This window comes from Vibrio sp. AK197, assembly GCF_053903115.1.
Window position 1 is genome coordinate 2,985,763 of record NZ_CP096430.1, and the last position, 16,305, is coordinate 3,002,067.

The window sequence follows — 16,305 nt, forward strand, 5'->3', positions numbered from 1 at the left end:
TCTATTTCTCTTCTTCAATTTTGTAGCTGGCCAAGGCCGAAACCATTTCCCAATCGTGTGGCTCGTCAATATCTAAAGACTCCAGTGGAGGTGTAACCATCATAGACGGTTTAGCCCCTATACGAGCATTAGTTGATTTGAAAGAGTCTTTAGAAAAATAGTAAAGGCATGAGTTTTCTTCATACCAAGGTTCAAGATCTTGGGTACGGATTAGATTATTTGGATCATGATTAACTGGGCTACCATCTTCTCTATAAAAACGAGTTTGAATTTTATTTACTGTAAATAAAGAATCACATTCTTCTTCATAAAATTGTTGCAAACCATTTTTTATAGTTTCTGATGAAATAAGAGGATTAGTAGTATGTGTCATGATATATGTCTCAGCATCAATATTATCTATATCATCAGATAGAATTAAGTTCATACTAACAAAGTCACCACACAGCTCCGACTTTCTTTCTCGAATTATCACTCGGTCGCTTTCTACTAATCCGTTAGCTTGAAGGATGTCCTTTGCATCTGTATTAATAACAACTAAATCGATATCTTCTACTGATAACAATGAATCTAAAATCCATTTAAACAATGGCTTTCCGGCTAAGTTTCTAAAATTTTTCCCTTTAACACGTTCGCTATTTGCTTTCATTGGTAGTAAAGCGACTACTTTATTAGTCATATCTTATCTATCCTTATCAGTTACATTCATATCGGAGATTCTGGGATAAAAATATTTATATTTCATTTTTTGAGAAATTATTCTGTGATTTTTGTTTCCTTTATATCCTCCCCAATATTGCATAGTCCTAAAAAAAATTATTGACTTAATTTCTCTAAATAAAACATTTTCTTTTAAAGCTTTATTAAAGTCCTTCGCTATACCAGCAAATATAAACTTCATTGTATCAAATATATTTACATGAATTTGAGGCATAATATGCTGTAAGGCGATGGCTTCTCTTTCATAACGAATTTTAACCTGCTCCCATGTTTCATCATGAATATGATACACTTCAGCATTAGAAACATAACCGATTTTTTTTCCAGAATCGACTAGGAGTCGAGCCAAATACATATCCTCACAACCAGTTAACTCTTCATTAAAACGATGAGCAAGCCAAGCATCTCTTCTAATCGCCGCGTTTGCGTTATTACAAAAAAAACCAACCTGAGGAATTCTTGATTCATTAGGAAAATACTTATTAAACAACTGACGTTCACTAAATTTAGTAGTATCTCGACCTAGCTGCCTACCATATGTATATACACACTCCTCTAATAGCGGAGAAACTAAATTATCTATCCAAAGATCATGAGCAGGAATGCAGTGCCCACTTATAAAAACAAAGTATTTACCTAATGAAAAATCACACCCATCATTCAATGATCTACCAAATGTAAAATCTTCTTTTTTAATACTAGTAATTCTACATCCAAACCTATTAGCAATATCCAACGTTCTATCAGTAGAACCTGAATCAATAATCACAGTTTCAATTTCAAATTTTTTGCTTTTTTGATTGTTTATTGCCGACAGTAGTTCTTCAAGATATCTTTCTTCGTTATAAGTTCTAATAACAACTGAAACTAATTCTTTATAGTCAGAAGTCATCTATAATTCCTCCTAAAGGCAATAAAATCGTTGAACCACTTGCAGCCTCATTAGTTAAAGCCGATGTTATCATAAGTCGACCATCGAGAGTAAACTTACAATTTGTAGGTCTTTTAAAGGGTAAACTTATACTAGAAATATAATCTGAATTTGAATCTAAAATAATTATTTTCCCACCATCCCACAGAGCCAGATAAATTAGTCCAGATTTAGAAACACAACCACCATCTGGGGTAAAATCATAACTAGAGAAGTCTTTCCAAATGGTTTTATTTGAGATGTGAAAACTAGAAACAAACACTTTGTAAACAATTTTTTTATATGAATCTGATATTAAAACCTCATCATTAAGTATGACAAAAGAATTTGGTATATGTATATTAAGGTCTAGGTCATAAATTTCATGCTTAAACTTATCATAAATATAAATTTTCCCTGTTTCACTTTCTGGATAATCGCACATAGTGCCATATATATATATATTGTCTTTCAGTTTGGTACCATCGTTAGCCCTAAACCTACTTGGATCGTGATTTGGGTGTTCAAAAATTCTTTGACTCGTTTCGCTAGTTAAGTCAAATTCATTTATTCCATATCTATCAATATAGAGTAATGTTTCATTTTCTACATCAATTATACTGCTTGGATTATCCCCGACATACATCACTCTGGAAATGCCTGATTCAAACTCATAAAGGTGAATATTTGATCTATCTATGTCTACCCAAAATGAACGTTTACTCTCATCATGATAATAGGCACCTTCACCTAACAGTGAGCGCTCCTTAGATATAACTTTATAATCCATTTTGTAATACCTATTATTATGCTGGGTCACTCAAGCAGCTTTGAATTCCACCACTTGCGCTAATACAGGCTCCTTGAATAAAACCTGCATCATCGGAACACAAAAATAAGGCTAATCTAGCAACTTCTTCAGGAAGCCCAATCCTTCTCATAGGATGAAAATGTTCTAGTTCTCTATATTTTTCCTCATTACCGAAGAAGCCAGCTTTCAACATTTTAGTAGCTATTGCTGCAGGCTCAATAGCATTAATTCTAACTGAGTCCCCAATATCTAGAACCATATTTCTCGTCATAGCACTTAATGCAGCTTTTGATGTTGCATATGCTACGAACTCTTTTTTTGTTTGAGTTGCGTGAATACTGCTTATATTAACAATTGCACCGTCATTAGCTTTTAAATCTTGGTAAAACATTTGAGATAGAAAGAAGGGTGCAAGTAAATTAGTATTTAACGTTTTGTTCCAAACAGATCTAGTTATTTGGCTTGTGTTAACGAGTATCTGCACTGCAGCATTGTTTATTAAGCAACTAATACCATCAGGCTGAGTTATTTTATGTACTTTTTTCTGAAAATTTTCTGCATATTTTTCATCAGAAACTAATAGTTCAAGATCGAGTTCATAGTTGATTACATTAGGCCTTTTATCTCTGTCACATTTTACTATGTCAGCAGCTATAACTTGGTAACCTTTATCAGAAAATTCAGAAACAATGGCTGAGCCGATCCCTCCTTGTGCACCTGTAATTAGAACCCATTTGCTATTCATATTATCTATTCCTCGTCTGAATCATTTCACAGTCTAGCTCAGGTACTATTAATAAAAAATAATTCGAGCCAAGCCAAATTATATCTACGCTACCGCCCTTGGGTGAAGCTCCCAAAATGCTTGTCTTATCTAGAGGTAACGCACAAAATCCGCTAAAATTCTATCGTAAAACACTAGTGATGGCGAATGCTTCGCGCCATGTTATATTTGCCTCAGATCTAATAATTCAAAGGAATACGTATGATTATCGTCACCGGCGGCGCTGGCATGATTGGCAGCAACATTGTTAAGGCTCTTAACGATAAAGGTATCAATGACATTCTCGTAGTCGACCACTTAAAAAATGGGAGAAAGTTCCAAAACTTGGTAGACCTTGATATCACCGACTACATGGACCGTGATGACTTCCTTACCCAAGTCATGGCGGGTGATGACTTTGGCCCCATTGAAGCGGTTTTTCACGAAGGTGCTTGCTCAGCAACCACTGAATGGGACGGTAAGTATATGATGCTCAATAACTATGAGTATTCAAAAGAGTTGCTTCATTACTGCTTAGAGCGTGATATTCCTTTCCTTTATGCTTCTTCAGCGGCAACTTATGGCGAAACTGAGACGTTTATTGAAGAAAAAGAGTATGAAGGCGCACTTAATGTGTATGGTTACTCGAAACAGCAGTTTGACAATTACGTACGCCGCGTTTGGGAAGATGCCAAAACTCATGGCGAAACCTTATCTCAAATTACTGGCTTTCGTTACTTCAATGTTTACGGTCCTCGTGAGCAGCATAAAGGGTCAATGGCCTCTGTTGCCTTTCACCTCAATAATCAAATGAATGCTGGGGAAAACCCGAAACTGTTTGCTGGTAGTGAAGACTTTAAACGTGATTTCGTTTACGTAGGCGATGTCGCCGCTGTTAACTTATGGTTTATGGAAAATGCGCAATCTGGCATTTTTAACTTAGGGACAGGTCATGCTGAATCATTTAATGAAGTGGCCAAGGCAGTGATTAAGCATCATGGTACAGGCCAAGTCGAAACCATCCCATTCCCAGATCACCTGAAAGGGGCTTACCAAGAGTATACACAGGCGGATCTTACTAAGTTACGTGCGGCAGGCTGCCAACATACGTTTAAAACTGTTGCTCAAGGTGTTGCAGAATACATGGCGATTATCAATAAGTAATCTCGCTCATTCTTAATAACGAGTCACGAGCTTCGAATAAAATCGAGTTAAATTATATAAAAGAGGTTGGCTCGTTGTTTATCTTTGATTAATAACGTTGTTGCGAAGCGTCAACTGCAAATTGTGTTTGGTCATTCTGGATTATAGAGGCTGCGTTGGCGGTCGAGATCCTGAATCAAGTTCAGGATGACGACAGTTGCAGTTGATATTGCTGATGCTCAATCTTTGGGTTCATGTTCACGCTGTTTGGCTATTGCAAAGCCATCAAAGATAGATAGAAATTAGGGCAACCACTTACCCGTTTTGATAAGAATTTTTAATAGATTGGAGTTTTATTTTGAAAATAGCAGTTGCAGGTACCGGCTATGTCGGCCTATCCAATGCGATGCTTTTAGCCCAGCATCACCAAGTTGTCGCGGTTGATATTATTGAAGAAAAAGTATCAATGCTAAATCAAGGGCAATCTCCGATAGTCGATGCGGAAATTGAAGATTTTCTTGCCAATAAATCTTTGAATTTCACGGCAACATTAGATGCCGTTGCTGCTTATCAAGACGCTGATTTTGTTATTATTGCGACACCAACGGATTACGATCCGCAAACCAATTACTTTAATACCTCCTCTGTTGAAGCGGTAATCAAGCAAGTACAAGAGATTAACCCACAAGCAGTAATGGTGATTAAATCAACTATTCCAGTCGGTTACACTGAAAAAGTAAAACAAGAGCTTGGTAGTGACAACATTATGTTCTCGCCTGAATTCTTGCGCGAAGGGAAAGCTCTGTATGATAACTTGTATCCGTCACGTATTATCGTCGGCGAGCAGTCTGAGCGTGCAGAGAAGTTCGCTAGCTTATTAGTTGAAGGCGCGAAAAAAGAAGACATCGCGGTTTTGTTCACTAACTCAACCGAAGCGGAAGCCGTTAAGCTGTTTTCTAACACCTATCTGGCCCTGCGTGTTGCCTACTTTAACGAGCTAGATTCATACGCAGAAACCCATGGTTTGAATAGCCGTCAAATCATTGAAGGCGTTGGTTTAGACCCACGAATTGGCAGCCATTACAACAACCCATCATTTGGCTATGGCGGCTATTGCTTACCCAAAGATACTAAGCAGCTGTTAGCTAACTACAAGAATGTGCCCAATAACATTATTGGTGCCATTGTTGATGCCAACACCACCCGTAAAGACTTCATTGCCGAGTCGATTCTTAAGAAACAACCGAAAGTCGTCGGTATCTATCGCCTAATAATGAAAGCAGGCTCGGATAACTTCCGCGCCTCTTCGATTCAAGGCATTATGAAACGCCTTAAAGCCAAAGGCATTGAAGTGATCGTGTATGAACCAGTGTTAAAAGAAGAAACCTTCTTTAACTCTCGCGTGATTACCGATTTTGATGCATTCAAACAAGAGTCAGATGTGATCGTTTCTAACCGTATGACCGCCGATCTCAAAGATGTTGAACAAAAAGTTTACACTCGCGATTTGTTCGGTAGTGACTAATCACTACTCATCACATTGAATACTAGAAGAGTCAATAGGTAGAGCTTGAATAAAGCTTTACCTATTTTTTTACCCAAATATTGTTATATTGAGCTCATAACCTACGCTTTCACGCCTTGTATACGCTGTTAACCCTAAATATTCACTGCTATACTTTCTGCCTGATATCTTCGACATTTATAACGGCGTCAAGCCTTTATGCTTTGGTAATTTATGTCTGCTTCCCAACGAAATGATTTTGATCCTCTTGCCTATAATCCCACGTTTCAGTGGCATTTTCTTAACCCCAAATATTGGGGAACGTGGCTAACGCTGATTTTACTGATTCCTGTCGCTTTGTTACCAATTCGCCTTCGCTACTGGCTATCATCCAAAGTTGCAGGTTGGTTAGCCAAGCAACGTAAGAGCACAGCACTTACCGCTTGGGTTAACTTGGAATTATGTTTTCCTGAAAAAAGCGAGCAAGAACGCGAAGAGATTTTGAAGCAAACGCTCACCACCGCAGGGGTATTTCTTACTGGCTTTAGCTTATTAACTCTACGTAGCAAACATTGGTTAACCCAACAGTGTGATATTCGCGGCTTAGAGAATATAGAAAATGTCCTATCGCAAGGGAAAAATGCCATTTTGTTGGTCCCGCACACTTGGGCCATTGATATCCCCGCCATACTTTTGGCATCGAAAGGGATGCCCGTTTCCGCGATGGCAAAAAAGCAGAGCAATGAAGTGATGGATTGGCTCATGCACCGCCAACGCGTTCAATATGGCGGCCGGGTTTATGAGCGTAGCGGCGGTGTGAAGCCGTTTATCAAATCTGTGCGTGATGGCTATCTGGGGTATTATCTCCCCGACCAAGATCATGGCCCCGAACACAGTATTTTTGTCGATTTTTTTGCCACCACAAAGGCAACATTGCCTGGTTTAGGTAAGCTTTCTAAAGTCAGTAAAGCGGTCATTGTCCCAGTTTATTCAATGATCGATGCCAAAACGGGTCGATATGTGGTAGAAATTTTTCCAGATTTTGAGAATTTTCCGACAGGAACTGAACAGCAAGATGCTCGTAAAATGAACGCCTTTATTGAGCAGCAGGCTGGTCAATACCCTGAACAATATATGTGGATTCTCAAACTGCTCAAAACTCAGCAAGACGGCAGTAATGTCTACAAGCTTGCGAAGCAAAAATTAAAGAAGTAACCATAGATGACAGATAACTTACCAATGTTGGGGCGGCATGAGGATGGCTTACCGCACGCCTTAACGGGTTTACTTGTATCCAATTTGGACCTAACGCTCAAGCGTCAGCAACTACAGATAATTTTGGCCTAGCTGGAGATTTTTGAAATGTGCTTTTCTTTCTTCCGTGGCCACTCTATTCGCGATCTTACGTTATCGCATTGGGTCACATTTCTTAGTGCAGCATTTTTTGCCACGCTGACAGTCACGCCAAACTCTTACAGTTTCGCTGCGATTACATTGAGTCTTTTAGCCATTGTTATGGTGGCAAAAACGTGGCGTGTTTATCTCGTGAATTCGGACATTAGGCTGATAACCTTTGCTTTATGCGGTTATTTTGTTGTCTATGTGCTAGAAATGGTTGTTTACCAACAACCATTTAGCACGATTGATATGCCAAGCCGTACATTATTGGCAGCATTAACTCTCGGTTTGTTATATCGATATCCTCCGCGGCTAAATACCATCATGGTCGCTATTGCTGTCGGTTCGATAGCCAGTGGTATTATCGCTATCTATTTTTCTTTTGGATTAGATAAACGCGCATTTTCAGATTACGGCTACATGGTGATCCAAATCGGCGGGATCTGTGCTTGGTTAGGCACACTTAGCCTAATCAGTTTTTTGCATTACGTGCATGAAAAGAAAAGCCACTATGCCATTATTTGTGGCTTTGGCGCGGCTTTTGCTTTATTAGCGACTCTTCTGTCGGGTGCTCGAGGCGCATGGCTCTTTACACCATTTATTATGGTACTGAGTTTGTGGGCCTATCGGCACTGTCTAAACAAGAAAAAACTAATGATTGCTTTGTGTGCTATTTTTTTAATATCCTCAACAGCTTACCCACAAATTAAGTCAAGAGTTAATTCTGTCATCCATGATTTAGTGCAATACACCAATAACAATGCCAACACCTCATCGGGTTATCGTCTCGAAATGTGGAAATCAGCACTGCACACTGGCATCGAGCACCCACTGTTTGGCGTTGGGCATGACGGTGTGCCGGCTGAAAAGCAAACTCAGATAGAACAAGGGTTAGTAACTCGTGGTGTTCTCAATTTTACGCGGGCGCATAACCAATATTTAGAGGAGTTGCAAACCAAAGGCCTCATCGGTGTTGTCGCATTGTTCGCTTTATTTCTTGTTCCCCTGCGTTTTTTCTACCGCAAACTGAAGGTAGGATGCCAACTAGAGAGTTCACAACTGAAGGCGGTAAGTATGATGGGCTGCATGCATATTTTGATGGTAATGGGGTTTAGCTTAACTCAACATTATCTCGCCCATCATTCTGGCATATTGGTCTTTTCATTTGGTTTGGTTATTTTATCGGCATTAGCCATTCGTCTGGAAGAAAAGTCGCAGCTTAATAAACAGGAGGCAGTGTGAAAATATTGATTATCGGCCCATCTTGGGTGGGCGATATGGTGATGTCTCAATCTCTTTATATTACGCTCAAACAGCAACATCCAGATTCAACCATCGATGTGATCGCCCCTGCTTGGTGTAAGCCTATTCTTGAGCGTATGCCGGAAGTCAATAAAGCACTAGAAATGCCTATCGGCCACGGTGAGTTTAATTTATGGGGGCGGCGTAAAATCGGCATGTCGCTACGTAACCAATACGACCATGCGTACATACTGCCCAACTCAGCGAAATCAGCGCTGATACCTTGGTTCGCGAATATTCCAACAAGAACGGGCTGGAAAGGAGAAAGTCGGTACATTCTACTCAATGACCTGCGTCCAAATAAAAAAGCCTTTCAATATATGGTTGAGCGTTATGTTGCTCTTGCTCATTCACGTACTGAAATGGAAAGTTCACAGTCTTTGGGTGGTATACACACTCTACCGAAACCAAAACTGACGATTGATATCCCAGTACAGCAAAAAACATTAGAAAAATTTCAACTGTCTTCAGAAGTTGACGCTATCGGGCTGTGTCCTGGTGCCGAGTTTGGCCCTGCGAAAAAGTGGCCAGAGGCTCACTACGCTGAAGTGGCCCAGTTTGCGGTCAACAATGGCAAACAAGTCTGGCTGTTTGGCTCACAAAAAGATGTTGAAACGTGTCAGTCGATCAAATCAAAAGTGTCATTAGAAGGCCAAGAGAACATCCACGTACTCGCTGGGCAGACCTCTCTAATTGAGGCGGTCGACTTACTGGCTGCCTGCTCCACCGTAGTGAGTAACGACTCTGGGCTCATGCACGTCGCCGCAGCCGTTGGGTGCAATGTTGTCGCAGTGTACGGCTCGACATCGCCTAAATACACTCCACCATTGGCCGAGAAAGTGGAAATCGTTCATACCGACATCGAGTGCCGTCCTTGCTTTCAGCGAGAGTGTCGATTTAAGCATCTAAAATGTTTAACCGAACTCTCTCCCCAACAAGTGATTAATGGCATTCAAAAAATGGATCGTATTATTTAACTGTTATGTTGATTGTTCGGCTGCTCTACACTCTAGTCTTACTCCTAGCTTCTCCCTTGTTGCTAATGTCCTTGTATAAGAAGAAGCCGGGCAAGCCCAGCATTGGTAAACGCTGGAAAGAACATTTTGGTCTCACACCGGAAATTACATCACAGCGTCCACTGTGGGTTCACGCGGTTTCGGTTGGAGAAGTGATTGCCGCAACGCCATTACTCAAAGCACTGAAGCAGCGCAACCCAAGTTTACCGATTGTGGTCACAACCACAACGTCCACGGGCGCTGAGCAAGTCGAAAAGCTCGGCGACTTAGTAGAACATCGTTATATGCCGATTGATTTCTGCTTCGCTGTCCGCGGGTTTCTTAAAGCAGTGAAGCCAAAGAAAATGGTGATTATAGAAACTGAGCTGTGGCCTAACACGCTATATTGTGTTGCTAAGTCGGGCGTTCCGATTACCGTCGTTAACGCACGTTTATCAGAGAAATCCCGACAAAATTATCAGCGCATTCAGCCAGTCTTTAATTTGGTGCATCCTTCACTGACTCAGATTTTATGTCAAAGCCAAGCTGATGCTGACCGCTTTGCTCAGCTTGGCGTAGAACCCAACAAACTGCATGCGACAGGTTCTATTAAGTTTGATATTCAAGTTCCTGATCAAGTTCGCCAACAAAGCCAGCAATTACGCCAGCAATTAGGCGTCAAGCGATCAGTATGGATAGCCGCGAGTACTCATAAGGGCGAGGACGAGCAAGTTCTTGAAGCGCATCAAGCACTATTAAAGCACCACCCCGAGACACTGCTGATTTTGGTACCCAGGCACCCAGAGCGTTTTGATGCGATGTATCAGCTCTGCGTAACTCAAGGCTTCAATACTCAACGTCGAACACAAAATGGAGCTCACGACATAAACTCCGATTGCCAAGTGTATCTTGGGGATACGATGGGAGAGATGCTCCTCCTGCTTGGTGCCGCCGATGTATGCTTTATGGGGGGAAGTTTGCTTGGCGATAAAGTGGGTGGGCACAACTTACTTGAACCGACAGCAATCAATATGCCGTCGATTACAGGCCCCAGCTACTATAACTTTAAGCAAATCACCGAGGAGCTCCTTGAGCTTGGAGTCGTGTCGGTTATCAATAATGCCAATGAGTTAGCTTTGGCGCTGGAAACGCAGTTGGCCGAGCCCCAAGACGATATCATTGCAAAGACGAAGCAGTTTATGGAGCGTAACTCGGGGGCATTACAACGCACGTTGGAGTGGCTTTAAGCGACTGAATTGGCTTGTTTGTCACTCTGGACCGATGGCGTTACGGTTTCTCATAAGCTTTTCGAAGAGATCCTGAATCAAGTTCAGGATGACGTCTGGAGTTGTCAGTTCAGGGATGACGAATGGAGTTGTCGAGTTCAGGGCATGCATTAAGGTATAAAATCAGGGATGTCTCGAAGTCATAAGATCCAGAATGTTTCGGAAGTCATAAATCAACGATGACGTATGAAATCATCGAAGCCAAGATGGTGCCAACAGACGTTCTTAGCACTACACTTTGCGTCATTCTGAACCAGCGAAGCACAGATTCAGAATCTCTACTTGGGTTATTTGATAAAGCGTTGAATCGCCGATTTACATCGATGCCGAAAACAGTGCCTTCCAATCGTTTTCATTCCAATGGATACCACGCTTGGCTTTCTCTTTGATGAACGAGCGCTTTAAACGCGACCAATTGGAGGCCTTCCAATTTTCTCCCTCTTGCTGATAGCACTTATCAAAATCAATAATCCATACACGTTGCTGATCATCGAGTAAGATATTATGAATGTTGAGATCGGTATGGTTGACCTGAGCATCATGCATTTTACGAATTTGCTGCCCAATAGCTTGATACGTTTCTACAGATAGAGGCGCTTGCTGAAGAATGTCCACTAAATCACGAGCATTGGCTACTTTTTCACTTAGAATATCGGCTCGGTAAATTAACCCGCTGCGCACAGCTCTGGCAGCAATCGGCCTAGGCACGTTCACGCCTTGACTTGCTAGCCACTCTAACAGTTGGTATTCCTGATAACTCCGTGTCTTTTGCCACGATTGAAACCCGTATTGATCACTCACCAGCTTACCAAATAGCCCCCCACGACGATAATGACGTAAGGCTGCGGGTAGGGTCTCGGTTTGCACAAACCAAGTTGTTCCTCGCCCTTGAGCGCTACCAATCACTTTTCCATTTTGCTGCCAAAATGCAGGGTCAAAACATTTACTCGGCGGCTCTTTAAGTAAAGTGTCGTTATACCAAATAACTTGATTTGTTTGTTTTAATGTCTTCATCGTACCCAAATCGTAAAAGGTTTGCGGAATACTGTCATAATCTGCGTCCAAGCCTTGCATACAGTGCTCAAAAAAGCGATGTCCATTTTACATTTTCGCGGTCGGTCTGCATAATCGCTGGTAATTTTTGTTACCGAAAAAATTGTAATGGCTCTGTTTACAACTGCACCAAATTCACTTTGCGTTCTTCGACTCTCCGCGATTGGAGATGTTTGTAATACGGTGGCGGCCGTGCAAGCGATTCAACGTGCTTGGCCTTCTACGTCGATTACTTGGATTACTGGAAAACTCGAAGCCAAACTGATCGAGGATTTGCCCGGGATAGAAGTGATCGTGTTTGATAAAAAACAGGGCTTTAAAGCTTATCGCCAACTTTGGAAACAGTTAGCCAACCGCCGGTTTGATGCACTTTTACATATGCAGTATGCCCTTAGAGCGAGCATCGCAACATTGGGTATTAAAGCACGTTACAAGCTTGGCTTTGATGCGAAGCGCAGCCAAGACTTTCAAACCTGGTTTACCAATATAAAAGTGCCTTCTCCTGCCGAGCCCCATGTATTGGATGGTTTACTGGCCTTTGGCCGAACTCTGGGGGTCTCGGATATGACGCCAACTTGGTCTATTCCCTACAGTGATGATGATAATGCGTGGGCACAGCAGCATTTAAGCCATGAGCAACGCAATTTGGTTGTGGTGCCGGCGGCAAGTAAAGCCTACAAAAACTGGACGTCTACAGGCTACGTCGAGGTCATTGAATACGCCCAAAGCCAAGGCTTTCGCGTTATTTTGGCAGGCAGCCCAGCTCAAATCGAACTCGACTTAGCCAGTAACATTGAGCGCCAATTAACCACACCCGTACTCAACTTAGTGGGCAAAAGCAGTATTAAACAGATGCTAGCATTACTTGATGCCGCGAGTTTAGTTATCGCGCCAGATACAGGGCCGGCTCACATGGCGAATGCCATGAATACACCAGTGATTGGCTTGTATGCACATCATAACCCAGATCGAACCTGCCCATATCAATATCGCGACTACGTAGTATCCGCTTATCAAGAAGCCATTGAAGCCGAACACAGCAAACCGGTTGAACAGCTAGATTGGCGTACACGTGTCCAAGATAAACATGCTATGCAGCGCATTCAGTCACAAGATGTGATCGCAATGCTGGATAAAGCGATTCAACAATTTTGTTCCAATTAATGAATGGAAATATCACCATTGAATAAACCGACTTTAGCCGTTGCCTTAATTGTCAAAAATGAAGCAAAACACCTCCAGGCCTGTTTAGAAAGTGTCTACGAATGGGTCGATGAAATTGTCATTCTTGATTCTGGCAGCAATGATGCAACGGAAGAAATCGCGCGCCAGTTTACGGATAAATTTTATACCAATACTGATTGGCCAGGGTTTGGCAAGCAACGTCAACTAGCACAAAGCTACGTACAGTCTGAATTTGTTCTTTGGTTGGATGCCGATGAGCGAGTAACACCAGAATTAAAAAACAGTATTCAAACCGCTATCGCTTCACATCGTCCACAACACGTTTACAGAATCAATCGGTTGACGACGGCCTTTGGTAAACAAATTAACCACTCAGGATGGTCACCGGATTGGGTTGTTCGCTTATTCAGAACCCAAGAGACTCAATACAACGACGGGCTCGTTCACGAAAGTGTGGTAATCCCTAAGGGATTTGAGGTTATTTCTCTACGAGGGCGATTGAAACATTTTACTTATGAGCAACTTAACGAGTACACACGTAAAACTCAGCAGTATATGCAAGCTTGGGCGGATCAACGTGAAGGCAAAAAGTCAGCCTCACTCACAAGTGCCATGCTACACGGGTTATTCCGCTTTCTAAAAATGTATATTGTCAAACGCGGTTTTCTCGACGGTCGCCATGGGTTGCTGCTTGCGATTCTTAGTGCCAATACCACTTTTACCCGCTACGCTGACTTGTGGCTGAGAGAGTACGTGAACAAACAAAAAAAGACTGAAAAAAAATGAACATTTGTCATGTAAATTTAGCGTCCGGTTACCATGGTGGTGAAAACCAAACCCTGCAGTTAATTAAACAGCAAGTCGCGATGGGCTATCAGTTGACGGTTGTTGCTAACCCCAAAAGCCCATTTGCCGAAGCGATTCGCGGATTAGGCTGTAGACTGATACTGGCAAAAACTTATTTTCAAGCGCATCGACACGCCGTCACACAAGGGTGCGATTTGATTCATGTGCATGAAGGAAGAGCTATCTATTGGGCTCTATTGCAATATAAGTTGTTTGGCGTGCCATATATTGTCACTCGTAGAATCGATAACCCATTGAAAAAGAAATGGTTAGCTAATATCGCCTACCGAAATGCCAAGGCTGCCGTCGGCTTAAGTACAGAGATCGTCAACTGTATTGCTTCCGCATACCCAAACCTGACAACTTATAAAATTCCTAGCTCCCCGGTCAGTTACCTTGTAGATGACTCTCAAGTAGCGCAAATTCGCTCACAGTTTGCCAATAAATTTTTAGTGATTCATGCAGCAAACATGTTAAAACACAAAGGCTTTAATGTGACGATCGAAGCAGCCCGACAACTTGAAGCTAGTCATCCTAATATTCATTTTGCGCTGTTAGGTGATGGCAAAGAAAGAGCAATCTTAGAGGCCCAAGCCAATGGGCTACGCAATGTCAGCTTTATGGGAAAGCAAAGTAATATGGGTTGCTGGTTTGAAGCCGCTGATTTAATGGTTCATCCTTCCTATACTGAAGGATTGGGCTCTGTGATTCTGGAAGGGTTGCAGGCAGGCTTACCCGCTATTGGTAGTAACGCAGGTGGCATACCCGATATTATTGAAGATCGAGTTTCCGGGTTACTTATCACTCCTGGAGATGCTCAAGGGCTTGCAAACGCCATCACTGAAGTTCAAACCCATTCAGAGCTAAGAGCGTCACTCATTGATGGGGCACAACAAAAACTAAGAGCGTTTGATATCAAACATACTGCTTTGCTTTATCAAGAGATTTATCAGAAGGTTCGAGTCGCACATGACCAATAAAGTCATTTATCCCGGAACATTTGACCCATTAACCAATGGGCATCTAGACATTATTCAACGCGCAGCTCATATGTTTGATGAGGTCGTGATTGCGGTAGCAGCAAGCCCGTCGAAAAACACCATGTTTACTCTTGAAGAGCGGGTTGAACTTGCTCAGCGAGCAACGAAGCAATTGCCTAATGTGTCTACCAAAGGTTTTAGTGGACTGCTGGTTGATTTTGCTCGTGATGAAAAAGCCAACCTATTGGTTCGCGGCCTAAGAACCACGGTTGATTTTGAATATGAGTTTGGGTTAACCAATATGTATCGCCGCCTCCTTCCGGGTCTTGAAAGCATCTTCCTTACCCCTGCTGAAGAGTATGCATTTCTTTCTTCCACTATCGTGCGCGAAGTCGCCATCCATGGTGGCGATATTAGTAATTTTGTTCCTCAAGTCATCAGTGATGCGGTAAAGAAAAAAGTCGACGTATGATCAAAGCGCGCTATTACCTATATCATGGGTTTATCACCCTTCTCCCGAAATTTTTAATGCGTTGGTATGGAAACAAGCAGCTTGCAGACTTGCCAGAACAACAAAAAATTGAGCTTCAGGACCGAGTCAACTATTACTGTAAGTTGAATCAACCATGTTCTCTTGATTCTCAAACGTCAACGAAAATCGCCTCATTTAAGCAAACAGGAGGCAGTACCTACTATTTCGATTTATATAAAGTCGTAAAGTGCTTTTCACCCGAGAAGCAATTTCATTATATCAATGGCGATGTTATCGAAGTCCCTAAACATCCAAGCTTTGTCAAAAGTCGACCAATCAACGAGGACAACAGTAACTCGGTACTTTTAAAACTCAATGCTATTCGCCATTACCAATTTGCCAACGATACTCTTGATTATCGAAATAAAAAAGACGACGTCGTATGGCGAGGAACGGGCTTTCGCCCTAATCGCCGTTTACTACTTGATAAGTATTTTCACCATCCAAGGTGTAACGTTGGCCGAACAGATACAAAGAAGGGTGAACAACCAGAATTTGTTGTTCCGAGAATGAGTATTGAAGAGCAACTCCAGTATAAGTTTATATTAAGCCTCGAAGGCAAAGATGTGGCGACTAACCTCAAGTGGATCATGTCATCAAACTCATTATGTATAACGCCGAAGCTAAGGTACGAAACTTGGTTTATGGAGGGAAGACTTGAAGCTGGAGTCCATTATGTCGAAATCAAAGATGACTTTTCAGACCTCATTGAAAAAATGGACTATTATTTAGCCAACCCTCAAGAAGCGGAGAAAATCATTAAAAATGCTCAAGCGTGGGTTGAACAGTTTCTCGACCCAAAACAAGAAAAACTAATCAGTCTTCTTGTTGCCAAGAAATATTTTAAACTATCCGGCCAGTCAGGCGTTTAACGACC

16 protein-coding genes are annotated in these 16,305 nt (G+C 41.9%); 11 read left to right on the plus strand and 5 right to left on the minus strand.

Annotated elements, in window-relative coordinates:
• Window position 1: 1 nt before the first annotated feature.
• Genes M1D72_RS20970 through M1D72_RS20985 form a run of 4 tightly spaced genes read right to left on the minus strand, consistent with a single transcriptional unit; the run spans window position 2 to window position 3,186 of the window.
• Complete coding sequence (locus tag M1D72_RS20970) at window positions 2-679, minus strand: acylneuraminate cytidylyltransferase family protein (protein WP_456296410.1); 678 nt, start codon at window positions 677-679, stop codon at window positions 2-4.
• 3 nt (window positions 680-682) lie between these two features.
• Window positions 683-1,612 carry a glycosyltransferase gene (locus M1D72_RS20975; protein WP_456296411.1) on the minus strand — a complete coding sequence of 310 codons (930 nt, stop codon included), beginning with the start codon at window positions 1,610-1,612 and terminating at the stop codon, window positions 683-685.
• Complete coding sequence (locus tag M1D72_RS20980) at window positions 1,602-2,420, minus strand: SMP-30/gluconolactonase/LRE family protein (protein WP_456296412.1); 819 nt, start codon at window positions 2,418-2,420, stop codon at window positions 1,602-1,604. Before M1D72_RS20980 ends, M1D72_RS20975 begins: the two co-directional genes overlap by 11 nt.
• Window positions 2,421-2,436: 16 nt before the next feature.
• Window positions 2,437-3,186 (minus strand): SDR family NAD(P)-dependent oxidoreductase, encoded by a 750-nt coding sequence (locus M1D72_RS20985; RefSeq protein ID WP_456296413.1) that lies wholly within the window; start codon window positions 3,184-3,186, stop codon window positions 2,437-2,439.
• 240 nt (window positions 3,187-3,426) lie between these two features.
• Between M1D72_RS20985 and rfaD the strand changes: the two genes are divergently transcribed.
• From rfaD to waaA, 6 genes are all read left to right on the plus strand, one after another.
• Window positions 3,427-4,368, plus strand: coding sequence for an ADP-glyceromanno-heptose 6-epimerase (gene rfaD, locus M1D72_RS20990; RefSeq protein ID WP_456296414.1), 942 nt, complete (start codon window positions 3,427-3,429; stop codon window positions 4,366-4,368).
• A 337-nt stretch (window positions 4,369-4,705) separates the two neighbouring features.
• On the plus strand, window positions 4,706-5,872 hold the full coding sequence (locus M1D72_RS20995) for a nucleotide sugar dehydrogenase (RefSeq protein WP_390194510.1): 1,167 nt from the start codon (window positions 4,706-4,708) through the stop codon (window positions 5,870-5,872).
• 213 nt (window positions 5,873-6,085) lie between these two features.
• Window positions 6,086-7,066 (plus strand): lauroyl-Kdo(2)-lipid IV(A) myristoyltransferase, encoded by a 981-nt coding sequence (lpxM, locus tag M1D72_RS21000; RefSeq protein ID WP_456296415.1) that lies wholly within the window; start codon window positions 6,086-6,088, stop codon window positions 7,064-7,066.
• A 147-nt stretch (window positions 7,067-7,213) separates the two neighbouring features.
• The gene (locus tag M1D72_RS21005) at window positions 7,214-8,491 is read left to right on the plus strand and encodes an O-antigen ligase family protein (RefSeq protein ID WP_456296416.1); all 1,278 of its coding nucleotides are present in this window, start codon (window positions 7,214-7,216) and stop codon (window positions 8,489-8,491) included.
• Complete coding sequence (gene waaF / locus M1D72_RS21010; RefSeq protein ID WP_456296417.1) at window positions 8,488-9,528, plus strand: lipopolysaccharide heptosyltransferase II; 1,041 nt, start codon at window positions 8,488-8,490, stop codon at window positions 9,526-9,528. Before M1D72_RS21005 ends, waaF begins: the two co-directional genes overlap by 4 nt.
• Window positions 9,529-9,536: 8 nt before the next feature.
• Window positions 9,537-10,793, plus strand: a complete 1,257-nt coding sequence (gene waaA / locus M1D72_RS21015) for a lipid IV(A) 3-deoxy-D-manno-octulosonic acid transferase (protein WP_456297442.1) — start codon at window positions 9,537-9,539, stop codon at window positions 10,791-10,793.
• 354 nt (window positions 10,794-11,147) lie between these two features.
• On the opposite strand, the gene M1D72_RS21020 is transcribed toward waaA, so the two are convergent.
• Window positions 11,148-11,846: a 3-deoxy-D-manno-octulosonic acid kinase gene (locus M1D72_RS21020; protein ID WP_456297443.1), complete on the minus strand. Its 699-nt coding sequence runs from the start codon at window positions 11,844-11,846 to the stop codon at window positions 11,148-11,150.
• 147 nt (window positions 11,847-11,993) lie between these two features.
• On the opposite strand from M1D72_RS21020, the gene M1D72_RS21025 reads away from it, so the two are divergent.
• From M1D72_RS21025 to M1D72_RS21045, 5 genes are read left to right on the plus strand one after another with little or no spacing between them, the layout of a single operon-like run.
• Complete coding sequence (locus M1D72_RS21025; protein ID WP_456296418.1) at window positions 11,994-13,049, plus strand: glycosyltransferase family 9 protein; 1,056 nt, start codon at window positions 11,994-11,996, stop codon at window positions 13,047-13,049.
• A gap of 18 nt (window positions 13,050-13,067) precedes the next feature.
• The gene (locus tag M1D72_RS21030) at window positions 13,068-13,856 is read left to right on the plus strand and encodes a glycosyltransferase family 2 protein (RefSeq protein ID WP_456296419.1); all 789 of its coding nucleotides are present in this window, start codon (window positions 13,068-13,070) and stop codon (window positions 13,854-13,856) included.
• Window positions 13,853-14,896: a glycosyltransferase family 4 protein gene (locus M1D72_RS21035; protein ID WP_456296420.1), complete on the plus strand. Its 1,044-nt coding sequence runs from the start codon at window positions 13,853-13,855 to the stop codon at window positions 14,894-14,896. Before M1D72_RS21030 ends, M1D72_RS21035 begins: the two co-directional genes overlap by 4 nt.
• Window positions 14,886-15,368, plus strand: coding sequence for a pantetheine-phosphate adenylyltransferase (gene coaD / locus M1D72_RS21040; protein ID WP_456296421.1), 483 nt, complete (start codon window positions 14,886-14,888; stop codon window positions 15,366-15,368). The genes M1D72_RS21035 and coaD overlap by 11 nt, the downstream gene beginning before the upstream one ends.
• Complete coding sequence (locus M1D72_RS21045; RefSeq protein ID WP_456296422.1) at window positions 15,365-16,300, plus strand: glycosyl transferase family 90; 936 nt, start codon at window positions 15,365-15,367, stop codon at window positions 16,298-16,300. The genes coaD and M1D72_RS21045 overlap by 4 nt, the downstream gene beginning before the upstream one ends.
• Window positions 16,301-16,305: the final 5 nt, after the last annotated feature.